A 23,422-nucleotide genomic window follows, 5' to 3' on the forward strand; every position below is an offset into this window, starting at 1 on the left:
AACACATATTCCGAAAATACAGTTTTAAGATAAGTACAAGCGTCAAATATTCCTTTGTAGAAGAATCATTAAACGAACGTTTAATAAAAATTCATTTCATCCATACCTAACAAATATAATAATTTTTTAATAACCTGTGAATTGTTGATACACAGATTCAAAAAAAAGAAATGATTTGTGAGAATTTGGCGAAATTTGTTTATATTTGAGTGGCATTAAACGTTGGTTTAATGATATAGAAGGATTAATGTAGCCTTTAGAAATTCAGAGTCCGCCTCTATGGTTGCAAATTATATGTGAAAGAACATGTTACATTCCCATCGGCATCGCTTAGGCGATGCCGGGGACATGTTCAATTCTTTTAAACAAAAATCCTGTTTACCCGCAAAAATTCGGAATTTCGGCTAACATTTGAAATTTTCCATCCCCGGAGATCTCCCCGCAAAAATGCAAGCACCCGTTCGTTATCGCGATAAAACGAGCTGCAATGGACAGATTATACTGGAATGCCTGATCGAAGACGACTTGCGACAACGCCACGGAAGGCGCTTTACACTCCACGATCAAGTAAGGGTTCGCCTGCCGGTCATAACATACCAGATCGAAACGCCTCCTCATACCGCACACTTGAATCTCTTTCTCGACGGCAATCAACTGGGCAGGATAACCTTTACTCTCGATCAGAAAATGAATGAAATGCTGCCTTACCCACTCTTCCGGAGTCAACACGACGTACCTTTTCCGGATCATATCAAATATCCAGATCTGCCCGTTCTGCTTTTTCACCTTGTACTCGAAAGGAGGTAAGTTCAAACTTTTCACGCGATCACTTTTTATCTTTTCTTACTTTCAACAAACTACTATCACCATAACTCAAAAAACGAAAATCATGAGCCAAGGCGTAATCATACACTTTGTGCCAATCTTCCCCGATAGCCGCCGCAACCAATAATAATAACGTACTCTGAGGCTGATGGAAATTAGTAAACATCGCCGTGATCACACGGTACGAATAGCCGGGAACAATAATAATCGTGGTCTTAGCCTTCAACAATTCGGCATCTCGTTCATCGAACCACCCCAGCAAGGCAGTCATAGACTCTTTCAACGAGTAACCGGAAGGCAAGTCGTAAGCCTCCCACTGTCCCAGAGAACTGAAATCCTCATCTCCCAAAATTCGTTTCACTCCCATCCAATAAAGGCTTTCCAGCGTACGGACGGATGTCGTTCCCACGGCAATTATATTTTCCGGGTGAGTACACAGATGCTCCACGACTTCCCGTCGAACGGAAATATGTTCCGTGTGCATATCGTGTCCCCCGATCGTCTCGCTTTTCACGGGACGGAAAGTCCCGGCCCCCACGTGCAAGGTCAGTTCCTCGATCGTTATCCCTTTTTCCCGCAAGGCTTTCAACACGGGGATGCTGAAATGCAACCCGGCCGTCGGGGCTGCCACCGATCCTTCGTTCTTGGAATACACCGTTTGATAGCGAATCTTGTCATCCTCTTCCGACTCCCGGTTCAAGTATGGCGGGATCGGGATACGCCCACAACACTCCAGCACTTCACTGAAACTGGCCGGGGCATCCCAGGTAAATTCCACGATAACATCATTCTCTTCTCGAAGTTTCCGTGTCGCAGCCAACTGATACTCTTTTCCCTCAAACCGGTAATGACAAAAAATCGTTCCCTCTTTCCATTTCTTCAGATTTCCGACCATACATTTCCACTCGCACTTCCCGTAAGCGGCAAAGCTCTGCACGTAGTCCGAAGGCTGGTAAGGTTCCAAACAGAAAACCTCGATCACGGCTCCCGTGACCTTCTGAAAAAGAATCCGGGCATAGATCACCTTCGTGTTGTTAAACACCAACATCTTCCCGGCATCAAGAATTTCCGGTACCTCGTAAAAATGCCTCTCGTCAATCCTACCCTCATCATAAATCAACAACTTCGACGCCTCCCGATTTTCCAGTGGAAACTTGGCAATCCGTTCGTCGGGCAAATCATACGTGTAATCCTCGATCCTAATTTCTTTTAGCTTTTCTACCATTTCACGAGAATTTTCGATCGCTATTTTTTTTGTCATTCGGCAATAATATCTTACTTTTAAGGCTGCAAAAGTAATGATAAATAACGAAAAAAAAGGAAATGGGATACTCCATTCTCAAATTTCCCAACCGACATATTATGAGCATGAAAACAAAAAAAGATATAGTGGAGGATTGGCTGCCCCGGTACACGGGCCGGGCCTTGGAAGATTTTTCAAAACACATCATCCTGACTAACTTTGATTACTACCTGGACTTGTTCGCTGAAAAATACAATGCTCCTATCATCGGTGAGAATAAAAATATGCCCAACGTTTCGCACGACGGGATCACCATGATTAACTTCGGGATGGGTAGCGCCAACGCCGCCACCGTCCTGGACTTGCTTTCCGCCATAGAACCGGAAGCCGTGCTATTTATCGGGAAATGCGGGGGACTGAAAGCCAAACACCACGAGGGGGACTACATCCTTCCCATTGCCGCCATTAAAGGCGAGGGTACATCCAACGACTACATGCCGAAAGAAGTCCCTTCCTTACCCTCTTTCAGCGTTCAGAAAGCCTGTTCAAAAATAATCACGAATCATGACAGGCAATATTACACGGGAGTGGTGTACACCACCAACCGACGAGTATGGGAATTCGACGAGAATTTCAAAGAATACTTGATAAAAACACGGGCGCTGGCCGTGGACATGGAAACCGCCACGATTTTCACCGTCGGGTTCGCCAACCGTATACCGACGGGAGCCTTACTGCTAATATCAGACAGGCCCATGATTTCCGACGGCATAAAAACGTCTGAATCAGACAAAATCGTCACGCAAAATTTCGTCCGGCAACATCTCGATATAGGCATTGAAACCATGCAATACATCAAGGATAAAAATTATTCTATGAGGCATCTTATTTTTTAAATATTATGTCGTATTTTCGTTGTCAAATTAATTACATATGCTGAAGGGACTACTTTACATCTTTTTAGGGATCATGCTCGCCTGCTCATGTGACAGCAAAAGTAAAAAACAAAACGAACAGGAAGTAAACACCCCGACCAGCGTGAATGATTCTAACACGATTGCCAAAATTGAATTCCCGCAAAAATCATTCAACTTTGGCGACCTGCAAGAAGGAGAAATCGTCACGCACACGTTCCGTTTCAAAAACACGGGGACCAAAAGTCTTGTTATTCTAAACGTGGAGGCCAGTTGTGGCTGCACGACCCCCAAGTATGACAAAAAACCGATCCCGCCGGGAGGAGAAGGAAAAATCGAGGTTGAATTTAACTCTTCGGGCAGATATGGTAAACAATACAAAGTAATTAATATCTTTGCAAACGTTCCGGAAAAAGTGATTGAACTAAAAATAATCGCAAATATCAAGAATAAATAAAAAAGTAAATTTATGAACACAATTTTCATGTTAACATTACAACAAACTGCTACACAAGGTAACGCTTTCATGCAATTCTTACCCCTTATTCTTATTGTCGTTGTATTCTGGTTCTTCATGATCAGACCCCAGATGAAAAGACAAAAAGAATTGAAAAAATACCGGGATGAATTGAAGAAAGGCGACAAAGTCATGACAACCGGGGGAATCTTCGGAAAAATTGTCGAGATCAACGACTTTACCGTTATCATTGAAGTAGAAAGTCAAGCCAGATTAAAAGTAAGCAAGGAAGCCATCGTGAAAGACATGACGGACGTTCCGGCTAGCAAATAGTTTATAAAGTTCATAAGGTTCATAAAGTTCACAAGGTAACAAGACGAACTTTATGAACCTTAAAAACTTTACAAACATTATAAACTTTTCGTTATATGCGTGGTCTTATCGGTAAAATATTCAGTTATTTCGGTGCATCCCATGAATTACACATCAAACGTAATGTAGTCACGTACGGGATATGCGTTATCATCGCGACAGTGCTATGGTTTTTAAACGCGTTGAATAAAGAATATACCACGGAAATCACCTACCCGATAAAATACACGGATTTCCCTAAAGGGAAACTACTCGTTTCCGAACCACCCAAAGAGATGACGTTGGCCATAAAGGCTCACGGTTTCGCCTTACTGCGTTACAGCATCAGCACCTCTTTTCTACCGATCGTGCTTAACGTGAACTCATTACTAGACAAAAAAGACCAGTTGGAATACACGGTAAACACGTCAGAGATAAAAGACCGGATCAGCGCCCAGTTAAACACGGACATCCAGCTAATCTCCATTAAACCGGAAAGTATCACGTTTCAGTTCTCCCGGTTCGAAAGTAAAAGAGTTCCGGTAATTCCCCGGGTCGATTACACGTTGAAACGGCAGTACATGTTGAAAAACGATATTTCCGTTACCCCCGATTACATGGACATCAGTGGACCGGCCTCCATTCTTGACACGCTAAAAGCGGTGTACACGGAACCGATCTCTTTAAAAAACCTCTCGAAAGACGTGACCAAAACCGTATCGTTTGAGGAAATCTACGGGACCCAGATCAATGGAAATGATGCGAAAGTCAAGGTCGAAGTGGAGCGATTCACGGAATCTAAAAAAACAGTACCCCTCGTCGTTAAAAATCTCCCGGACTCACTTTTGATCCGCCTGTTCCCTCACTCCATTGACGTGACGTTTGACGTGGGATTAAGCCGCTATGAAGTAGTTTCCGACACCAGTTTCTCTTTCTACGTGGATTACAACCAAATCAAGAACAACCCGGCATCCTTGAAAATCCAGATCGAGCGATCTCCCCGTCACATAAAAGACTTGGTATTCACCCCGGAAACCGTCGAGTATCTTATCGAAAAGAAAAAATAATCCCATGTTAAAAATTGGTTTGACAGGAGGCATCGGAAGTGGAAAATCCACGATAGCTAAAATTATCGAGACATTGGGGTACCCCGTGTATATTAGTGACTCCAAGGCATCCGAGCTAATCAACCGGGATGAAGAAATCAAGAGACATTTAACCGAGCTATTTGGCAAAGACATTTACCAGCCCGACGGAAACCTGGATAAAAAACGGTTGGCAACAATCATATTCAATGATAAAGAGGCAATCAAGCAAGTAAATGGCATTGTTCATCCTGCCGTAACACGGGATTTCATGACGTGGAGTTCGGCACAACGACGCCCGTTTCTGTTCTTCGAATCGGCCATTCTGTTCGAAGCAAAACTCGAACACCTTTTTGATTACATTATTCTAATCTCGACAAACTTAGAAACCCGCGTGGAACGGGTGATCTCAAGAGACGCTACCACCCGGGAGAAAGTGATTGAACGTATCAACAATCAAATGCCCGATGAAATAAAACAATCGAAATCGAATTTCGTAATTTACAACAATAATGATGACAAGGTAATAAAACAAATCCTTTCCATCATTCATCAATTAAACAATATTCATTCAAAACAAGCATAATATGGCAAAATACGGAAAATGGATAGGAGCAGGTTTAGGTTTTGTCATGGGAGGTCCCATCGGAGCCCTGTTCGGTTATTTCATCGGTTCCACATTCGACACGGCAACAATTGTAACATCTGGCCCGGCGAACGATCCGGGTACCCGCCCCACGGGAAGAGGTGACTTTTTGCTGAGCCTTGTCGTCTTGGCAACGGCCTTGATGAAAGCCGACGGAAAAGTGACCCGCAACGAACTGGACTACGTGAAAAAATTTTTCCGGGATAATTTCGGGCTGGAAGGAGAGCGAGAGGCCTTGACGATTATCAAGGACCTATTGAACAAAGACATCGAGGTGGATCAAGTTTGTACCCAGATCCGCATGAACATGAACGTCTATTCCCGTACACAATTATTATATTTCCTGTTCGGACTGGCCAAAGCCGACGGAACGGTATGTAAACACGAAATTTCCCTGCTGGATAAAATAGCTAATTTACTGGGAATTGATTCAACCACGTACCAGTCAATCAAAGCCATGTACTATGACGATTTGGATTCTGCTTATAGTATCCTAGGCATCAGTTCCTCCGCCACCGACGAAGAAGTGAAAAAAGCTTACCGGAAAATGGCTATCGAAAACCACCCGGACAAAGTCGGATACATGGGAGAAGATATTCGTAAGGCTGCCGAGAAAAAATTCATGGCCATCAACGAGGCTTACGAGAAAATCAAAAAACAACGGGGCATCAATTAGTCGGGTAGAGTGGATTGAAATTAAAAAAATAAATATTTCATTGCTTTTACTTTTAAACATTGATTCGTACTTTTGCCCACCAATAACAAAACACAAAAAGAAAGCAATATGTTGAAAGAAATTTTATCCATATCAGGAAAACCCGGGTTATTCAAATTAATCAATAACACCGCAAACGCCTTGATTGTAGAATCATTACTTGACGGGAAACGCTTTCCTGCATATTCTAATGCTAAAATTATCGCCCTCGAAGATATTTCAATTTACACGGAAGATGAAGACATGCCTCTGAAAACCGTGTTCAAACGTATGTATGAAAAAGAAGAGGGTAAACCGGCTATTAATCACAAAGAATCATCCGCCGTTATCACGAATTATATAGAATCTGTCATCCCGGAATATGATGCGGATCGCGTTTACGTTTCAGACATGCGGAAAATGATCCAATGGTATAACTTATTATTAGACAAGAACCTTCTGAACTTCGACGAACCGGAAGAAGAAAAGAAAGAAGAATAAGTTTATAAAGTCCATAAAGTTTGTAAGGTTTATAAAGTTATATCTCTACCAACATAGTGAGACTTTATAAACCTAATAAACTTTCAAACTTTACAAACCCATTATCCCGTCATGGCAAACGACTATTTTCAATTCAAACAATTCACCATTCGGCAAGAAAGATGTGCCATGAAAGTCGGCACGGATGGTGTCCTTTTGGGAGCGTGGACTGATGTAACCCATGCACGACGTTTGCTTGATATCGGTACGGGAACCGGACTTATAGCCATCATGGCAGCACAACGCAATCCCGAATTAATTATTGATGCTATTGAAATTGATCCGGCAGCTTTTGAACAGGCACGGGAGAACGCAAACAGTACTTCGTGGCGGGAACGTATCCATCTTTTTCAAGGTGAAGTGCAAGCATTTGCTCCCCCGTATAAATACGACATCATTGTTTGCAACCCGCCTTTCTTTATCAATTCTACTAAAAACCCGGAACTCAATCGCACTCTAGCCCGGCATTGCGAAACATTATCACACGAGGATCTTCTCCAAGTTAGCGACAATTTACTCTTACCGGAAGGCAAACTTTGTGTCATACTACCTGTTAACGAAGCCAAACATTTTATAGAATTAACCCAGGGGGAAAAATGGTTTGTTAACAAATTATCAACAGTTTACCCCACTCCCGACAAGGCACCAAAACGTCAACTCATCGAACTCTCGAAAGTAAAAAAACACTTCGTAGAAGATTCAATAACTCTTGAAATAGAGAGACATATACTTCACGAGAGTTACGCGAACCTCACCAAAGATTTTTACTTGAAACTCTGATTCCCGAAGGTTTATCCCGTTCCACATCTTCATCAGGATTTAAATCTCCTTACAGAAAAGATTAACGATCTATTAACTATCGAATATAGGAATACCCCCTATCTTTGTAATGTAGAAAACAGATAGAAGACACAGTTTTTTTTCATAAGTTTGTATGTTTAGGTTAGTAGTTAGTAATTAAATAAGAGATCGCCCCATCGGTCTCTTATTTTTTTTTATTACTTTTAACCACGCATTAGGTTGCAATTATTTTTGTTGTCAAATTTATATATTATTATGCAAACAACTGTCTCACTAGGTATTGATATTGGAGGAACCAATATCGCATTCGGCATCATTGATAAAAGCGGTAACTGTCTGGCAAATGGCTCATTACCCACAACTGCATATAACACGCCACAAGATTTTGTTCAGGACCTGTACAAAACAGTGAAGAAAGAACTGGACAACTTAGACGTACAACTTGTTGGAATCGGGGTTGGCGCTCCCAACGGGAACTACTTCAACGGAACCATCGAAAACGCGGCAAACTTATCTTGGAAAGGGACCATCCCGATGGTAGAACTTCTGACCAAACAATTTGGCGTACCCGCTTTTATCACGAATGACGCGAAAGCAGCCGCTATCGGTGAAATGGTGTACGGCGGGGCAAAAGGGATGAAAGACTTCGTCGTGATCACGCTGGGAACAGGCTTGGGAAGTGGCATCGTGATAAACGGGAAATTAGTGTACGGGCATGACGGGCTGGCAGGTGAAGTAGGCCACACACTAGTTTGTGGTGGGGATAGATACTGCAATTGCGGACGTCGGGGGTGCTTGGAAACATACGCCTCTGCCACCGGAATAAAGCGCACCGCCTGCGAATTACTCGCCTTGGAAAATACGCCTAGCGCATTAAGAGATATTCCTTACACGGAAATCACGGCCAAAAAAGTATATGACGCGGCACAAAAAGGAGACCCGATCGCCTTGGAGGCCTTCCGGATCACGGGCGAGCAACTGGGTAAAGCCTTGGCTAACCTAGTAGCCATTATCAGCCCGGAAGCGATATTCCTTCAAGGAGGGGTTGCCAACGCGGGCGAATGGCTTTTCAAAACCACACAGGAACAAATGGAAGCCAATATGCTATATATATTTAAACAAAAAATCAAAATACTTCGTTCGTCTCTTCCCACGAATGCCGCCATTTATGGAGCATCCGCACTTGTATGGACTGAATTAAACAATTAGACTAAACACCATGAGAACACGACTCCTTCTACTCCTGCTTTGTTTTATCGGCCTTTTGACATCTTGCCAAAGAGAAAAAGAAACTCGAGTAACGGATTTTGTTGATCCATTCATCGGCACTGCCGGTCAGGGACATTGTTTCCCGGGGGCGACCGTCCCGTTTGGTGGTATCCAACTTAGTCCGGATAATCCAAGAAGTGGCTGGGAGTGGTGTTCCGGTTATCATTACAGCGATAGCATTATATCCTCGTTTTCCCATTCGCACTTGAGCGGAACAGGTATCGGGGACTTACAGGACATTCGCCTGTTGCCTGTCACGACCCGCCCGCAAGCAGGAGAAAAAGCAATTGATTTTATCACGAAAGGATATGCCAAATTCTCTCATGCCAATGAAACGGCAGAACCGGGATATTATAGCGTGACCTTCGACAACGGGATTAAGACCGAGTTAACGGTAACCTCTCGTTGCGGGATGCACTCCTATCAATACCCGACCAACTCGGTTTACGGATTAACTCTCGACCTAACAACCGCACGTAACTGGGACCGGACCGTGATGACCTCGATCAAGAAAATCAATAACCGGACCATACAAGGGTACCGGAAGTCAACCGGATGGGCAAAAGAACATAACGTTTACTTTTTCATGGAATTCTCTCAAGATGTTGATGTCTGGGCTGGAAATGACACGCTGAAATTATTAAAGAACGGGCAGAAACTGGTTTCCAATCAAGGATACGCATTCATCGATTTCGGAACAACCACCAATAAGGTCCTCGTGAAAGTAAGCCTTTCCTCCGCAAACTGCGAGGGGGCCGCCGCAAACCTAGACAAAGAACTTTCTCATTGGAGTTTTGACAAAGTGAAACGGGAGGCAAAACAACGATGGAAACGAACATTATCCAAGATTAAAGCGGAAGGTGCCAGCAAAGAAGAAATGAGAGTTTTTTACACGGCATTGTACCATGCCTACCTGGCTCCCTATCTTTTCTCTGACGCACACGGGAATTACAAAGGACCGGATGGAGAAATTCATAGTGTGGGTAAAGCAAATCAATACACCGTATTTTCATTGTGGGACACCTTCCGTGCCGCTCATCCCCTATTCACGATCACCCAGAAGAACAGGGTAAATGACATGATAAAATCATTCATTCGCCATTACGAGGCTCACGGCTTGCTCCCGAACTGGGAACTGATGGGCAACGAGAGTCATTGCATGATCGGGAATCACGCCATCCCCATCATCACGGAGGCTTACTTGAAAGGCATTCGGGATTTCGATGTTGAAAAAGCCTACGAGGCCATGAAAGAAACGTCTCTATCCCAAGGAAATGGACTGGGACTATTCAGAACTTATAACTATATTCCCTGTGACCTCGAAAAAGAATCTGTTTCCAAAACCCTCGAATATGCCTACGATGACTGGTGTATGGCTCAAATGGCCAAAGCTTTGAATAAAGAAGATGACTACCTCTATTTCACGGAAGCCTCTAAGAACTATAAAAACGTGTTCGATTCCTCTACCGGGTTCATGCGGGCAAAGCTTTCCGACGGGAAGTGGAAAACGCCTTTTTCCCCCTTCGCCTCGGCCCACAGGGATGATGATTACACCGAAGGAAACGCGTGGCAATATTCGTGGTTTGTACCACATGACGTGGAGGGACTTATCGCGTTACACGGGGGAAAAGCCGCTTTCGCCAACAAACTGGACAGCCTGTTCACCCTACCCTCAACCATCGAGGGGGACAATGTTTCTCCCGACATTAGCGGGTTGATCGGGCAGTACGCCCAAGGGAACGAACCCTCTCACCACGTGGCTTACCTGTTCAATTACACGGATACGCCCAACAAAACACAATATTACGTGGATAAAATCAGACGGGAACTCTACACGGATCGTCCCGACGGACTTTGTGGCAATGAAGATTGCGGGCAAATGTCTGCATGGTATGTTTTCTCTGCCATGGGTTTCTATCCCGTGAACCCTAGTGACGGTAAATATCAACTGGGAACACCCATGTTTAAGAAAGTAACCATCAAGCTGGGACAAGACCGTAAATTTGTCATTAAAGCAAACCGGGAAAATGATCAGTATATCTATGTGAAGGAAGTCTTGCTAAATGGAGACGAACTCAATCGTACTTGGATTACTCATGACGAGATCATGAACGGCGGAGAATTGGAATTCGTGTTAACATCTGAAATTCCTCAAAAATAAAAGGTTAAAAACAGGATCAAGAGAATGAAAAATATCGGAGTAATTCTAGCCGGAGGTTCCGGACGAAGGCTAGGAAGCGAGTTACCCAAACAATTCATCGTAATTGCCGGGAAAACTGTATTGGCACACACGCTTCACATATTCGAAAAACATGAACGCATTGATGAAATTATCATTGTCGTACACAGAGATTACATCAAGGAAACGGAAGAAATTGTTCGCCTTGAAGGATTTCAAAAAGTGAAACACATTGTCCCGGGGGGCAAAGAACGCTATCACTCTACTCTCGCCGCCTTAAACGTGTATAAAGAAGAGAAATGTAATTTAATCATCCATGATGCCGTTCGCCTGCTAGTCACGTCGCAAATCATAGATAGTGTCATTGAAACACTCGAAAACCACAAAGCCTGCACCACAGCAATACCTTCAACCGACACGATATTACAAAGCGATACCTCTCGCCAATTCGTGAACAACATCCCGGATCGCTCCACACTCTTTCAGGTTCAGACCCCTCAGGGATTTCATTCTGACATCTTAACAGCAGCCTATAACAAGGCGCTGACGGACCCCGAATTTTTCAGCACGGACGATTGTGGGGTTGTTAAACGATATATGCCGGAGATTCACATTAAAATAACCAAAGGTTTACCATTTAATATTAAATTAACTTACAAAGAAGATATTTCTATCATAGAAAAGTTACTTTTGTCCCAGCAAAAATAACGACGTGCGTAAAACAGCGAAATGAAAAAAACAGCATTATCCATCTTGATGTCCCTACTATTTTTTTACTCGCAGGGACAAGAACGAAGTGTTGACTACAAAACTTCACTTACAGGATTCGTGGCATACCAGAATACATTACCCTTTTGGGCAATAAACAACAAACATGGTTTAATTCCCAACGGCAACGGAGCCTTACTGGAAGTAGGTCTTTTCTCAGATTTCACGGATCGCCATAAAATTCAATTCGCTTATGGAGTTTCTGCCGCGGGATTTTTATCCCGTCCGGACAACAACGTTATTTTAGACCAGCTTTACGCGAGCGCACGCTGGCGGAATCTTCGCCTAGACCTCGGAATGATTCATCCCAAGGAAGAATATAACGGTATTTCCTCTACGAACGGAAATTTCATCCGTTCCGGAAACTCCCGAACTTTCCCGGGATATAATTTGAATAGTGAATACATGAAAGTTCCCTGTACCAAAGGAGTTTTATCTATTAAATTCAACTGGGCAGACTACATGATGATTGACGATCGTTACGTGGAAGACACCCGTTTACACAACAAATCAGCTTTCTTAAAAATAAAGCCTCATCAACGCTGGGAAATCATTGTCGGCCTTGAACATTGGGCTCAATGGGCAGGAACCTCTCCCGACAGAGGCAAACAACCTTCATCATTCAAGGATTATATCCGAATCATTTGTGCCAAAGAAGGAGGAACCGGGGCCAGTGTAAGCGATTCGATCAATGCGTTAGGAAATCACCTGGGAAGGGAACATTTGACCATTAATTATTTGGCAGACAACTATATTTTATCTTTCTACCACGACATCCCTTTTGAAGATGGTTCGGGTACGGATTTTCGCTCTTTCCCGGATGGAACTTATTGTTTTTATTATGGTTCCAAGAAAAAGGATCAATGGATCACGGACGTTATTTATGAATTCTATTACACGAAATACCAATCCGGCTCCCGGCATGACCGTCCCGCCACCCCGGAAGAAATGGAGAAACAAGACCCGAACAGTCACTTCTATGGCCGAAAAATACTTGGCGGATGCGACAACTATTTCAACAATGGCGAATACAGAAGTGGATGGACTTTATACGAGAGAGTTATCGGTAGCCCGTTCATGACGCCCGGTCTTTCCGGAGGTATCACCCGAATCATTAACAACCGGGTTATAGCCCACCACATCGGGATGAAAGGTATGGCGTGGCAAACCACTCCCTATAAACTCATGCTTTCCTATTCCAGGAACTACGGTATTTACGGAAGTCCCATGAAAAAGAATCAATTCTCCGGAGCATTGGAAGTAACATTGCCATTCAAAAACTTACCGTTTGCCGTGGAAACAGGTATCTACGGCGATTTAGGAGATCTGTTTAAAGATAATTTCGGATTCACGATTAAACTTAGTCGCAAGGGTAAACTTATTAAATAATACAAGTTCGACACAAGTAATTGTTTTTCCTTCGCCCCATTTTAGGGTATTAAACTCACGTTATAATCCCGTTTGGAGGGAAGTTTCCCTTTTGTCCCTTCGATCTCACATTTTTATCCCGAAGACTCAACCTCGCTAGCGAGTGATTTGAGTATGCGATGATTTGTCCCAGTAAAGTGAGCATTCTGATAAAATTTCCATCTGATGAAATTATTATCCTATATCTAAATTGTTATAATAGACTTATCCCCTACATTAACAACTACTATTTTAATTTAATATTTCATTATTACAATAGGGGCGGAATAGAGGAGGAATGGGAGCGGAATGGGAGCGGCTCACCATATGATGCCAACATCATAACATCTCAATAACAATATTTCACATTAATTCAAACCTATTTTTTATTGAAAATTTCTAAACCTGTAAATGTAGAAACACGAGATTAGGGGTATTTTAAGGTAACGAATAAACGACCTAATGCAAATTCAATAAAAACACGGTGAGTTATATCGAACTCTTGTCAAAAGCAGGTTCATCCTCCGAAAACTCTTCAAGTCGGGCGAAAAGATCACCGTAAAAGCAAAACATAGCCAGAAAGAGTAACATGAACAACCTGGAATTGGCCCAAGAGAGGGTAACGCATGTATTACTCACCGCAAAAAATGGGAGCAATATGCCTATAATCAAATAAGAAATCTTTTTCTTCCGGATCATCCTGTAAACCGGTGCGACAAATAAAAAAAGTACAAAAGCCAAGCCCGGTATTCCACCTGTAACCCAATACTGTAGAAAAATATTACCGACATTTTTATAGCGAGCAATATTCATGTCAGAGGCATCGAACCATGCTTTTATACGATGTTTCGTAGAAACCCCCAATCCCCACAGACCAAATTCATCAAAATGCTTAAAACTCTCCCGAATAAATGCAACCCGGGGAACGATAGTTCCCCCCGAGAACTCCCCCCTCCTAACATTCTCGATTTCCTCCCTGACCTCTTGCATCCTTGCTTCATACATGGCGACGTTATCCAACAAGACAAAGCCACATAAAACGATCAATATAACCGTTGCTAGTTTATAACGTACTTTTACCCAGGACCTTTTAAACAAGTAAATATTAAGCACAAAAAATCCAGCCAAAAATCCTATAATAGCAGATTTGGTAACGGTAAATGAAAGAAAAACAAGCAAGGCCAAAAACAAAAATATGAACATGATTTTCTTTCCATTTTGTCTTTCCTTGATGATCAAGAAATAAGATATAAGTGCCGACACGGCGAGCATTAATGCCTGAATCTCTAACCAGAACTTATCCCCTAACACGAATCGATTTTCTCCAAATCGCGTATTGTATATCAAATTTAACGTCCCTACCGGATCTGAAAATAATTTTGTCCCGGTTAAAGCAAAAAAGATATAAACATTTATGCAGAAACATCCTATACAAAAATAAGTTAGAAATCGTCGTAATAATTCAGGTGTTAGCCAGCTCCTGAAAGTTGTAACATACACGGGAACAAGTATAAAATTCAAGATCAAGATTTCGAATGTACCGTAACTTGGTTCCGCAACAGGATTCCCTTTCAACAACACAATCATCGTGTGCAAGGAAAAATAACCCAAGAAAATAATCATCGCCCACAAATATTTTCGCTCTTGCCGCAAGTTTGCCAATACTTCCTTTCGATTCATGCCAATCTGCACAAACATGAAAACAATGAGTATAAAATTAAACGCATTGCCAAACAAGGGGATTAAACTTCCCAACAAGAAACCTGTCGCAAGAAAAAAATACTTCTGAAACCTTACCATTTGATCCATAATCTTCAATTATGGCACAAATATACATGATTTGATATTCACTTGATTATCAAATACGGGAAAAATCTATTTGGGACACAATCAACTTTTTTCTAATTCATAAAAAACATCCCCATGAAAATAAAACATGGAAGACAATAACACAATTATCAATCTCGAATTATTCAAATCCAATAAAATACAGGTGCTATTCGTGATGACAACAACGACCACAAGGGAAATTATCAGATAAGAATATTTCCGATTTTTCACCATGCAGTAGAGCGGTACACCCCAAAGAAACACGACCAAACTGATCCCTAAAATGCCACCCTGTATCCAATAATGTAAAAATGTATTATGCACGTTCCTAAATTCTCCAAGCCCCGCATCCGAATCCCGCAACCAGATCTTCACCCGCTCCTTAGCATAAACTCCTAACCCACAAACTGCAAATTCGTTAGCATGCCTGTAAGTTTCCCGAACAAACCCAATTCTAGGCGCAATCGTACTCCCGTCATAAATGCCTTGCCTGACATTCATAACTTCGGTTAAAACTTCGTCCACCCTCTCTTTATATTTCTGTTCAAAACTATCTGATGCAAACAACATAAAACCTATGCACAATACACAAACAGAAAATACCCAACAAAACTTCCATGCGTTTTGTTTCATAAAACATATATTCATTACTATAAAACCGAGAGAAAAGGCCAAAATACCGGCTTTCGACACGGTGAATGACAAGAATAATAGTAACAACAGAAACATGATGCCACACGCCAACTTCACACGCTTCCGACCACTCCAAAAAATCAACCCGTACGAAACCAGCGCCGCCAAAACGATGTAAAAAACTTGTGGTTCCAGCAATAAATTTCCTCCCAAGAGAGAGGTTTTATTCTCGCCAAAACGATTTATGTATAAACGCCCTAAAGCTTCCTGAGCATTCGAGAATGCTTCTCCTGCCAATAAATCGAACACGATATACCCATTCAATAACACGCACCCCGCACAAAATAAAAACAGGAAACGTTTCAGTAAAGGAACCGTCAACCATCCTTTTAACATGGCAACATACACGGGTACCAAAACAAAATTAAGCAGTGTCGTCTCGAATATGCCATAATGCGCATTTCCTTCTATACCGGAATCCCAAAATAAGAAAAACGTTTGTAGAACTAAATACAGGAAATAACCGATGAACACCAATATATATTTTCGTCCTGCATGTAACCGCTCCACACATGAATCCCAATCCAAGATGGCGTAAAACAACACCATGCTCAAAAGAATATAATGAAAAGTCATCCCATATAATATTCCAAGGCCTCCCGACAAAAAACCGACAAGCAGGAATAATAATCTCCACGTTTTCTCCCGCACGAACATTTTTAACATGATAAACCGGAAATGCGTTCTACAATCGTTTTCTCGTAATTTTCATCCTGGATTTTCTTTTCACGAAAAACATCACCTTTTGCCTCATTAACATACTTCCCGGCTACCGGAAGTTTATCTTTCGCACCCCGTAAAAACCACTCGTATTCAATATCAACATGCCCTATATCAATCGCCCAATAACCTAATTTAGCCAAATCATAGCTCAACACGGTTGCCGTTTGCCCCAAAGCAACAAGAATCAATTTATTACTTCCATATTTTCGAGCGGCACACATTATATCAACATATCTCTCAAAAGCATCTTTCGCGGGACATAAAATCCGTTTCAATGAACGAGCGTGAATAAAAAGATCATTATTTACTCCCAAACGACTATATTCACCCTCTATCAAGAGAATATCCTGATCAAACCATATTTGTCGTATCTTTTCCAAATACCCCTCACATACACGTTTATCCTTGTACGCAAAATAAAATCGAGTAAACGAGGCATCGTAATACACGTATCCCGATTTCAGATAGCGAATGAAAACATCGTACGCTTTTATAAAATAAGATAACCAGAAAACTTTCGTACGCAAGTTCAAGTTTTCTCGTGAAACAAGCGCATAAGGTAAACAAACAATATGACAGGGAAGGGGTGCCGTTAGCACTTCTTGTAATCTTTCGGCCAAGGATTGATTAAAAGCGCAAAATCCATTCCCTTTCTGACGTAAAAGATTGAACTCTCCATCCCCAAATCGACTGACAGAACAATGCTCCCGTAATATTTTATCCAATGTCTCGTCGGTTGACCTTATATCTGGAATAAACCCTAACGCCTTTTGTTTTTTATAGAAACGTCGTCTGTATTTCAAAAGACGGATATAACACTCCATGTAATAAAAAATGCTTTTCATCACATTTCGTTATTATCTTTTAAATATTGATCGATCCCATTTTCGCACCATGTCGCTTTTTGCTCGACCTTCTCATTGTAATAATCAAAATTCTTTTTCCGATTCTCCATGTATTTATCTTCATGCCACAAATGAAACCCAATGGCGGCAAATTTTAATGCTATTTTTTTACAACCCACGTTCAACAAACGCACGCTGAAATCATAATCTTCCCCACCCCATCCAACGTAATATTCATCATAGCCATTGATTCGCAAAGCATCTTTCCGCCAAAAAGAAGTATTACATCCTAATCCCGGACGAGTTTTACGATACGGAGCCAAGCACTTGGCCAAAAATAGACAGTGAATCGCATTTTCCCTTCTCGTCAAGCCCCATGTAAAAAATCCTAACGGGGTATATTCACGATTACATAATCGTTCTGTCTCCATTCTAGTTATATTCACCCGGCCCCCTTTTATATAATATCCCCTACGAGCACACGAAAGATGATCCGTTATAAAACTTGAATGCAAAACCATGTCGCCATCCACTTGTACGATATAATCGTACTTGGCTTTTGCAATACATTTATTCCGTATTTTCCCGACACGAAATCCTTTATCTTCCTGCCACACATGTAATAACGGTACAGGAAAATCTTTTTGAAATTCACGAATTAAAGCTGCGGTTTCATCCCCGGAACCATCATCCCCAATAATAACTTCATCAGGTAACCGATTTTGCCGCTTAACGCTTTCCAAGCACAATTTCAACGCACTGGGTCGATTATACGTGGATATAATAAGCGATATTTTCATCATTGACATTTGCATTATAACCATTATAATATTATAAAAAACGATCGTTTTTTAACATTCAATCTTTTAACATTTGTCTTTTATCAAGAAAACGCACAACAATCTAGCTATCAAGACAGATAATAGGCCCTTATTCATTTGCATTTATCATTGTTATTCCCTAATTTTGTCTATCAATAAACGATCGTTTTTTGATCGTTTTCAACACGAAATCAAAGGAGAAAAGATATACCAACAATTACGTATGGAAAATTACACGATCGGCTTTTATCTTGAGAAACTATATTATATCCCTCACTTCGAACCCGTCATCAAAGAAATCATTAAACGAAACATATCATACGTCATCATTATCCCTAAAAACAGGGGAAGGGATGAATTGAATCAACGGGAAGAATCCATCAAGTATTGCCAAGAAAAGGGATTCACGTATTGTCTTGATGAAGAGCACCGGGAGTGTAATATCATGGTTTTCGGGAATGCCCCGCGTCACATTTCGACCTCATTCAAAAAATCTGCCCTCATCATGCACGGCACGTGGGGCGGGAAAACAGTCAATTATGCGCCGGATCTGAATGATGTCGATTTACGTTTCTTGGATGGGAAATTCATGGAAGACAGGTTACTCGAACTCTTCCCGGAGAAAAAATCAATCTATTATATATCCGGATATTCTAAACTGGATAATTACTTTCAATTAACAGAAGAAGATCGTATCAAATTTCTCCAAAGCTGTCATTTAGACATAAACAAAAAAACCATACTGTACGCTCCCACTTTTTACCCGTCATCCATCTTGAAAATGGGTAAGAAATTCCCGGAAGACTTTGCCGAATATAATATCATTTTAAAACCACACTCTCATCTATTTTTACGGAAAAGATACCGGAGAGATTTACATCGTCTAGAAACGTGGGCCAAATACCCGAACGTGTACCTAGCCCACTTTAACGAAACAGATATTCTGCCATTTTTAAACGCTTCCGATTTAATGATTTCCGATATGTCAAGTGCCGTATTCGAGTTTGCCGGAATAGGCAAACCGGCTATTGTCAATATGTTTTTGAGATACAGATTGCATGATCGCTTATTTCCTCACAAAGCGAGAAAGCGATTAGACACGGAAAATTTCTATCTATGGGAAGTGGCGGACACCCCAAAAAGGTATCAAAATATGGTGAAAAATGCACAAGAGGCCCTTGCCGGAACGGATAAAAACAAGGCCAAACGAGAAGAATTGATCCACTATGTCATGGGTGCGGTGGATGGAAAAGTATCACCAAGGATCGTTGACAAATTACTAGAGCTAAACAATAGCATAAAAGCATAAAAACAAGGGGCAAATTCAGCCCCTTATTATTTATTTAAAACAATAGCCTCCACTAACCTCGATAACGGAGCCATTTACAAATTGATTATCCAGACAAAAAGCAACAGCGTTTGCAATTTCATCAACGGCTGCAAATCTTTTTATTGCTGTCTTACCATAAATATTTTCCCGAATGTTTTGGGGCTTATTCTTTTGCCACTCGGTTTCAACAAAGCCGGGAGCAATAGCGTTAACGGTGGTTCCCGTTCCCTCAAATTCCTTAACTAGATTCTTTGCAAGAGCATGAACTGCCGCTTTAGAAACACCGTAAGGCAACGATGTTCCATGAGGCAATACTCCCATCATTGAGCCTATGAAAATGATCCGGGAATCAGGCTCGATCATTTCATAACAATCCCGGATCAAATAAAAGTGAGAATTAACAGCCACTTGCATCACTTGTTCCCATTGCTCATCCGTAATTTCCATGTTAGATTTCCGTATGGTCATCCCCGCGTTACAAACAATACAACTTATGGACTCGGCCTTAGACTTCACGAATTGAACAAATCGTGTAAAAGACTCCTTATCACTTTGATCGGCTTGAACAATACTCAAACGCTCCTTCCATTGTTCTAACTCTTGTCCCACCCGTTCTGCCGATTCTTTATCACGAGCGTAATTCGTAAACACGTGAAAACCTCTTTCTAACAATACTTTTACAATCCCCAACCCGATACCTTTCGTACCTCCCGTTACAACTGCATACTTCATACTACAATCCTATTTTAAATATGTTGTATTATTCGAATCACGGTAACTACCAATAATCTTGGCGATCGTGATTGATTCATTATGATTCAATTTGTAGCTACTTGTCCGCCCGCTCAACACCATCGTCACGAACTCCTGAATCTCATAACGTAACCCGTCACCCTGATAAGTATAAAAATATTTCTTATTCAAATTCTGATCCTCGTATCTCACCTCGAAATAATTCGTCAACCACCAAGGGGATGGAACAAGCACGTATCCTTTTGTACCCGAAATGACCAAGTTGCCTTCAGTTTTCACTCCCAAACCCAGCGTGATGGAAGCAACTGCGTTCCCATAAACGATTTCACCTTTCGTGAAAATATCCACCCCATCCTGCATTTTTGAAAAGAAATGCATCCCTAAATAATCCTTGCCAAGCAACTTCACGATAGCCATCAAAGGGAATGGGGCTAGTTCTGTAACACTACCACCAGCCTGATTAACATCCATCTCTCTGACGTTATTGGGCACGAGTTTTGACAAAGAAGCCTTGACATCAACCACTTCCCCGATCACCCCACTTTTCACAAGCGTGAGTAAATGATTCCATGCCGGGCAGAAGGCTGTTTTAGATGCTTCAAGCAATACCAAGCGCTTTTCTTCAGCCAGCGTGTAGAGTTCTTTGGCCTCCTCCCCGCTCAAGACCATTGGGATTTCACACAAAACATGCTTACCGGCCATCAATGCCATTTTTATATATTCATAATGCGTGAGATGAGGTGATGCAATATACACGGCATCAATCGCACTTAGAAAACCTTCATACGAATCGTAATTCGTCACGCCAAATCTTTCACAAAACTGCAAAGCCTCTTCTCGCATGGGATTATAAACAGCCGTAATGGAAATGCCATTCACGAATCCCGCTTCAGGAATAAACCTGTTTGCAATTCGTCCACTTCCCACAACCCCCAGCTGCACGATCTGTTGAGATTCATTTCTTATTTGGGTTGATGACACTCCTTCCGTACGAGGCAAGTACACCACTTTACAAAATTCATTCAAATAATCGAATTTACCCACCCAGTCGGAACCGACAGTAAAAATATCTATATTATATTTTTGTATATCATCTATCTTTTGCCCCACGTAATCTTCAATAATAATCTCATCGGCATAACCTGTTTTTCTGACAGCCTCCACACGCTCCAAGACATTATTTTTGACATTGAGTTTACCCCGCTCCCGATCAAAACGATCAGACGTCACACCTACAATAAGATAATCACCTAGTTCTTTCGCCCGTTTCAATAAATTTATGTGACCTTGATGCAAAACATCATAAGTGCCGTATGTTATAACCTTACTCATAAAATCATCTTTAGTATTCTTTCCAATACCTGTTAAATTCTACCACCCCATCTATCGAAAACAAAATTAAAGAAATTTATCGTCTTACCGACATTTTCGCGATGAATTTATAGTACACGCCACTTATTCAAAAGCGCAATTAATAAACACCTCATCCATCATGGGTTGCAGACGTTCCCACACGTATTCCACGGTAAGTAAATCGAACAACTCCTTTTCCGTTCTTCCCTCGATTACCTGCCCGGGAAACATATCAAAAGAACTCACGCTCTGATAACGCGGATCATTGGAAGGCAGCCATCTAGGCAGTTCAACCCAAGGCGGGTAAATAGCCAGCCCCGGCAAGTGACACGCCTGCGCGATATGCCGGGGGCCACCTTCATTTCCAAAAAAGAAATCGGCTGTTTCCAGCATGGATACCAATTTCCGTAACGAATCGGCCTCTATATCAATAAAAATATGCTCGTCTTTCCCCATATCCTCGTACAATGCCAAGGCCGCAGCCTTTTCTTCCCGAGAATAATTAAAAATCAACTGGGCATCATAACGCTGAATGATACGAGACAATATCTCCTTCATTTTCTCCATATCCCAAGCCTTCCTCGCCACTCTGGTAAAAGGAGTACATACCACGATAAAGCGGGAAAAATTAATTCCCTTTTGTTCCATGTAGCTCTTGAATTCTGCCGTTTCCTGTTCTGTCACGTACAACCGGAAATCAGTGGTCATTACCAACTTCCCTTCTCGCTCCAAGGGCTGTAACAATAACAAATTTCGCACAACTTCGTCCAAGTCATCATTCACGTGATTACGCACCCGGTAATTATGAAAAAAATGATTATAAAATTTAGATGTTCCGATACGATATTTCGTTCTTAAAGAAAAGGCACTGAACCATAAAGTTTTTATCGTGGCACGAGTATCGATGATCACGTCATAACGTTCCGTTTTCATCAACTGCCGGACTTTTCGCAAGTATTTAAAGAAATGATTATTTTCTTCATCCGAAAAGGTGATAATTTTATCTATATCCGGATGATTTTCAAACAAAGGAGCAATATGATCATTCAACACGTAATGAATCTCCGCCTCCGGAAAACTTTTTCGAATAGAGCTACAGATCACGACTGACAGTACCGCATCTCCTATTCTCCTAAAGCGAATCACCAATACTTTTTTTACACTCATAATCCTTGCCCTTTTCTATATAATACGGGATTCAATTCCGGATCGTTATACATTTTCATCTGTTTGTAGACTTTCATGTATTTACGTCCCGTTTCTATATCTTCCAAAAGTTGATTGATCGCGAGTATTAAATCTCTTTTCTGTTCCAGCAACACGCTTAGCTTATCATCACACTCCTTTACATGTACTTGAGCAACCTCTCTACGCTGCACCTCCTGTTCCATGTGATAAATTTTCAAACACAAAATAGATAACCGGTCTATCGCCCATGCCGGACTCTCCGTGTTCACGGTAGCGCAAGATAAGATTCTCACGTTTTTATATTTATCCCAGAAATATCCATCCAGCAATTCGACCAAATCCGTCCGACGTTGATTCAACCGATCTATACGTCGTTTGATTTCCAACGCTTTCACGGGTTCTATATCCGGATCCCGAATGACATCCTCCAAATGCCACTGGACTGCATCTACCCAATTTTTGAGAAACAAATAATATTCTATTGATTTATACTCGTATGGATTCTCCATGCCAGCATCAACACAATCTTGTACATGATAACATAAAGTACTCTCCTCAAAAATACGATAGCATAATTCTGCAAATAACATAATACCCTTTTTCAATCCAATTATTATTACAAAAATAAACAAACTCGCCCGATTTCGGATGGATTTAGGAAGAATAATGTAAACTATTGGGCTTTCAGGGAGATACGCAGCATTATT

23 protein-coding genes are annotated in these 23,422 nt (G+C 41.5%); 13 read left to right on the top strand and 10 right to left on the bottom strand.

The features are described from left to right. Positions 1 to 378: 378 nt before the first annotated feature. Both I2I33_RS16945 and I2I33_RS16950 read right to left on the bottom strand, forming a co-directional pair. A complete protein-coding gene (locus I2I33_RS16945) occupies positions 379 to 822 on the bottom strand; it encodes a type I restriction enzyme HsdR N-terminal domain-containing protein (protein WP_087421058.1) in 444 nt (147 codons plus the stop codon). A 4-nt stretch (positions 823 to 826) separates the two neighbouring features. Next, on the bottom strand, positions 827 to 2,086 hold the full coding sequence (locus tag I2I33_RS16950) for an S-adenosylmethionine:tRNA ribosyltransferase-isomerase (RefSeq protein WP_087421057.1): 1,260 nt from the start codon (positions 2,084 to 2,086) through the stop codon (positions 827 to 829). A 107-nt stretch (positions 2,087 to 2,193) separates the two neighbouring features. Between I2I33_RS16950 and I2I33_RS16955 the strand changes: the two genes are divergently transcribed. The 12 genes from I2I33_RS16955 (at position 2,194) to I2I33_RS17010 (ending at position 13,161) form a co-directional block, all read left to right on the top strand. Continuing rightward, positions 2,194 to 2,964: an AMP nucleosidase gene (locus I2I33_RS16955; protein WP_087421311.1), complete on the top strand. Its 771-nt coding sequence runs from the start codon at positions 2,194 to 2,196 to the stop codon at positions 2,962 to 2,964. A gap of 37 nt (positions 2,965 to 3,001) precedes the next feature. Next, complete coding sequence (locus tag I2I33_RS16960) at positions 3,002 to 3,439, top strand: DUF1573 domain-containing protein (RefSeq protein WP_087421056.1); 438 nt, start codon at positions 3,002 to 3,004, stop codon at positions 3,437 to 3,439. A 12-nt stretch (positions 3,440 to 3,451) separates the two neighbouring features. Then, positions 3,452 to 3,772, top strand: a complete 321-nt coding sequence (gene yajC / locus I2I33_RS16965; RefSeq protein ID WP_027202744.1) for a preprotein translocase subunit YajC — start codon at positions 3,452 to 3,454, stop codon at positions 3,770 to 3,772. 95 nt (positions 3,773 to 3,867) lie between these two features. After that, complete coding sequence (locus tag I2I33_RS16970; RefSeq protein WP_140402585.1) at positions 3,868 to 4,857, top strand: YbbR-like domain-containing protein; 990 nt, start codon at positions 3,868 to 3,870, stop codon at positions 4,855 to 4,857. 4 nt (positions 4,858 to 4,861) lie between these two features. After that, positions 4,862 to 5,461 (top strand): dephospho-CoA kinase, encoded by a 600-nt coding sequence (gene coaE / locus I2I33_RS16975; RefSeq protein WP_087421055.1) that lies wholly within the window; start codon positions 4,862 to 4,864, stop codon positions 5,459 to 5,461. Between the two features lies 1 nt (position 5,462). Continuing rightward, positions 5,463 to 6,197, top strand: a complete 735-nt coding sequence (locus I2I33_RS16980) for a TerB family tellurite resistance protein (RefSeq protein WP_087421054.1) — start codon at positions 5,463 to 5,465, stop codon at positions 6,195 to 6,197. A gap of 108 nt (positions 6,198 to 6,305) precedes the next feature. Continuing rightward, positions 6,306 to 6,716, top strand: coding sequence for a DUF5606 domain-containing protein (locus I2I33_RS16985; protein WP_087421053.1), 411 nt, complete (start codon positions 6,306 to 6,308; stop codon positions 6,714 to 6,716). Between the two features lie 111 nt (positions 6,717 to 6,827). After that, on the top strand, positions 6,828 to 7,535 hold the full coding sequence (locus I2I33_RS16990; RefSeq protein ID WP_087421052.1) for a tRNA1(Val) (adenine(37)-N6)-methyltransferase: 708 nt from the start codon (positions 6,828 to 6,830) through the stop codon (positions 7,533 to 7,535). 276 nt (positions 7,536 to 7,811) lie between these two features. After that, positions 7,812 to 8,765, top strand: a complete 954-nt coding sequence (locus I2I33_RS16995) for an ROK family protein (RefSeq protein WP_087421051.1) — start codon at positions 7,812 to 7,814, stop codon at positions 8,763 to 8,765. 10 nt (positions 8,766 to 8,775) lie between these two features. Next, positions 8,776 to 10,986: a GH92 family glycosyl hydrolase gene (locus I2I33_RS17000; protein WP_087421050.1), complete on the top strand. Its 2,211-nt coding sequence runs from the start codon at positions 8,776 to 8,778 to the stop codon at positions 10,984 to 10,986. Between the two features lie 24 nt (positions 10,987 to 11,010). Next, on the top strand, positions 11,011 to 11,712 hold the full coding sequence (ispD, locus tag I2I33_RS17005) for a 2-C-methyl-D-erythritol 4-phosphate cytidylyltransferase (RefSeq protein WP_087421049.1): 702 nt from the start codon (positions 11,011 to 11,013) through the stop codon (positions 11,710 to 11,712). Between the two features lie 21 nt (positions 11,713 to 11,733). Further along, entirely contained in the window at positions 11,734 to 13,161 is a 1,428-nt protein-coding gene (locus I2I33_RS17010; RefSeq protein WP_229128357.1) for a capsule assembly Wzi family protein, read from the top strand. A gap of 507 nt (positions 13,162 to 13,668) precedes the next feature. On the opposite strand, the gene I2I33_RS17015 is transcribed toward I2I33_RS17010, so the two are convergent. The 4 genes from I2I33_RS17015 to I2I33_RS17030 all read right to left on the bottom strand — a co-directional run bounded on the left by I2I33_RS17015 (position 13,669) and on the right by I2I33_RS17030 (position 18,073). After that, positions 13,669 to 14,988 carry an O-antigen ligase family protein gene (locus I2I33_RS17015; RefSeq protein ID WP_229128358.1) on the bottom strand — a complete coding sequence of 440 codons (1,320 nt, stop codon included), beginning with the start codon at positions 14,986 to 14,988 and terminating at the stop codon, positions 13,669 to 13,671. An 81-nt stretch (positions 14,989 to 15,069) separates the two neighbouring features. Next, positions 15,070 to 16,368: an O-antigen ligase family protein gene (locus tag I2I33_RS17020; protein ID WP_087421047.1), complete on the bottom strand. Its 1,299-nt coding sequence runs from the start codon at positions 16,366 to 16,368 to the stop codon at positions 15,070 to 15,072. After that, on the bottom strand, positions 16,362 to 17,270 hold the full coding sequence (locus I2I33_RS17025) for an SP_1767 family glycosyltransferase (RefSeq protein WP_087421046.1): 909 nt from the start codon (positions 17,268 to 17,270) through the stop codon (positions 16,362 to 16,364). The genes I2I33_RS17020 and I2I33_RS17025 overlap by 7 nt, the downstream gene beginning before the upstream one ends. Next, the gene (locus tag I2I33_RS17030) at positions 17,270 to 18,073 is read right to left on the bottom strand and encodes a glycosyltransferase family 2 protein (protein ID WP_087421308.1); all 804 of its coding nucleotides are present in this window, start codon (positions 18,071 to 18,073) and stop codon (positions 17,270 to 17,272) included. The genes I2I33_RS17025 and I2I33_RS17030 overlap by 1 nt, the downstream gene beginning before the upstream one ends. Before the next feature lie 241 nt (positions 18,074 to 18,314). On the opposite strand from I2I33_RS17030, the gene I2I33_RS17035 reads away from it, so the two are divergent. Continuing rightward, positions 18,315 to 19,400, top strand: a complete 1,086-nt coding sequence (locus I2I33_RS17035; RefSeq protein ID WP_140402584.1) for a CDP-glycerol glycerophosphotransferase family protein — start codon at positions 18,315 to 18,317, stop codon at positions 19,398 to 19,400. A 30-nt stretch (positions 19,401 to 19,430) separates the two neighbouring features. Here the strand turns inward: I2I33_RS17035 and I2I33_RS17040 are convergent, their stop codons facing one another. From I2I33_RS17040 to I2I33_RS17055, 4 genes are all read right to left on the bottom strand, one after another. Further along, positions 19,431 to 20,153: an SDR family NAD(P)-dependent oxidoreductase gene (locus I2I33_RS17040; protein ID WP_087421044.1), complete on the bottom strand. Its 723-nt coding sequence runs from the start codon at positions 20,151 to 20,153 to the stop codon at positions 19,431 to 19,433. 9 nt (positions 20,154 to 20,162) lie between these two features. Next, entirely contained in the window at positions 20,163 to 21,506 is a 1,344-nt protein-coding gene (locus I2I33_RS17045; RefSeq protein ID WP_087421043.1) for a Gfo/Idh/MocA family oxidoreductase, read from the bottom strand. A 123-nt stretch (positions 21,507 to 21,629) separates the two neighbouring features. Beyond that, the gene (locus tag I2I33_RS17050) at positions 21,630 to 22,694 is read right to left on the bottom strand and encodes a glycosyltransferase family 9 protein (protein WP_087421042.1); all 1,065 of its coding nucleotides are present in this window, start codon (positions 22,692 to 22,694) and stop codon (positions 21,630 to 21,632) included. Further along, complete coding sequence (locus I2I33_RS17055; protein ID WP_087421041.1) at positions 22,691 to 23,305, bottom strand: DUF4254 domain-containing protein; 615 nt, start codon at positions 23,303 to 23,305, stop codon at positions 22,691 to 22,693. The genes I2I33_RS17050 and I2I33_RS17055 overlap by 4 nt, the downstream gene beginning before the upstream one ends. Positions 23,306 to 23,422: the final 117 nt, after the last annotated feature.

Origin of the sequence: Butyricimonas sp. BSD2780061689_150309_C8 (assembly GCF_015560935.1) — a bacterium.
GTDB lineage: Bacteria > Bacteroidota > Bacteroidia > Bacteroidales > Marinifilaceae > Butyricimonas > Butyricimonas paravirosa.

What these genes read in the sequence shown, in the direction of transcription:
- I2I33_RS16950 (WP_087421057.1), bottom strand. Translation starts at nt 2,086, where the DNA reads ATGACAAAAAAAATAGCGATCGAAAATTCTCGTGAAATGGTAGAAAAG.
- I2I33_RS16955 (WP_087421311.1), top strand. Translation starts at nt 2,194, where the DNA reads ATGAAAACAAAAAAAGATATAGTGGAGGATTGGCTGCCCCGGTACACG.
- I2I33_RS16960 (WP_087421056.1), top strand. Translation starts at nt 3,002, where the DNA reads ATGCTGAAGGGACTACTTTACATCTTTTTAGGGATCATGCTCGCCTGC.
- yajC (WP_027202744.1), top strand. Translation starts at nt 3,452, where the DNA reads ATGAACACAATTTTCATGTTAACATTACAACAAACTGCTACACAAGGT.
- I2I33_RS16970 (WP_140402585.1), top strand. Translation starts at nt 3,868, where the DNA reads ATGCGTGGTCTTATCGGTAAAATATTCAGTTATTTCGGTGCATCCCAT.
- coaE (WP_087421055.1), top strand. Translation starts at nt 4,862, where the DNA reads ATGTTAAAAATTGGTTTGACAGGAGGCATCGGAAGTGGAAAATCCACG.
- I2I33_RS16980 (WP_087421054.1), top strand. Translation starts at nt 5,463, where the DNA reads ATGGCAAAATACGGAAAATGGATAGGAGCAGGTTTAGGTTTTGTCATG.
- I2I33_RS16985 (WP_087421053.1), top strand. Translation starts at nt 6,306, where the DNA reads ATGTTGAAAGAAATTTTATCCATATCAGGAAAACCCGGGTTATTCAAA.
- I2I33_RS16990 (WP_087421052.1), top strand. Translation starts at nt 6,828, where the DNA reads ATGGCAAACGACTATTTTCAATTCAAACAATTCACCATTCGGCAAGAA.
- I2I33_RS16995 (WP_087421051.1), top strand. Translation starts at nt 7,812, where the DNA reads ATGCAAACAACTGTCTCACTAGGTATTGATATTGGAGGAACCAATATC.
- I2I33_RS17000 (WP_087421050.1), top strand. Translation starts at nt 8,776, where the DNA reads ATGAGAACACGACTCCTTCTACTCCTGCTTTGTTTTATCGGCCTTTTG.
- ispD (WP_087421049.1), top strand. Translation starts at nt 11,011, where the DNA reads ATGAAAAATATCGGAGTAATTCTAGCCGGAGGTTCCGGACGAAGGCTA.
- I2I33_RS17010 (WP_229128357.1), top strand. Translation starts at nt 11,734, where the DNA reads ATGAAAAAAACAGCATTATCCATCTTGATGTCCCTACTATTTTTTTAC.
- I2I33_RS17015 (WP_229128358.1), bottom strand. Translation starts at nt 14,988, where the DNA reads ATGGATCAAATGGTAAGGTTTCAGAAGTATTTTTTTCTTGCGACAGGT.
- I2I33_RS17020 (WP_087421047.1), bottom strand. Translation starts at nt 16,368, where the DNA reads ATGTTAAAAATGTTCGTGCGGGAGAAAACGTGGAGATTATTATTCCTG.
- I2I33_RS17025 (WP_087421046.1), bottom strand. Translation starts at nt 17,270, where the DNA reads ATGAAAAGCATTTTTTATTACATGGAGTGTTATATCCGTCTTTTGAAA.
- I2I33_RS17030 (WP_087421308.1), bottom strand. Translation starts at nt 18,073, where the DNA reads ATGATGAAAATATCGCTTATTATATCCACGTATAATCGACCCAGTGCG.
- I2I33_RS17035 (WP_140402584.1), top strand. Translation starts at nt 18,315, where the DNA reads ATGGAAAATTACACGATCGGCTTTTATCTTGAGAAACTATATTATATC.
- I2I33_RS17040 (WP_087421044.1), bottom strand. Translation starts at nt 20,153, where the DNA reads ATGAAGTATGCAGTTGTAACGGGAGGTACGAAAGGTATCGGGTTGGGG.
- I2I33_RS17045 (WP_087421043.1), bottom strand. Translation starts at nt 21,506, where the DNA reads ATGAGTAAGGTTATAACATACGGCACTTATGATGTTTTGCATCAAGGT.
- I2I33_RS17050 (WP_087421042.1), bottom strand. Translation starts at nt 22,694, where the DNA reads ATGAGTGTAAAAAAAGTATTGGTGATTCGCTTTAGGAGAATAGGAGAT.
- I2I33_RS17055 (WP_087421041.1), bottom strand. Translation starts at nt 23,305, where the DNA reads ATGTTATTTGCAGAATTATGCTATCGTATTTTTGAGGAGAGTACTTTA.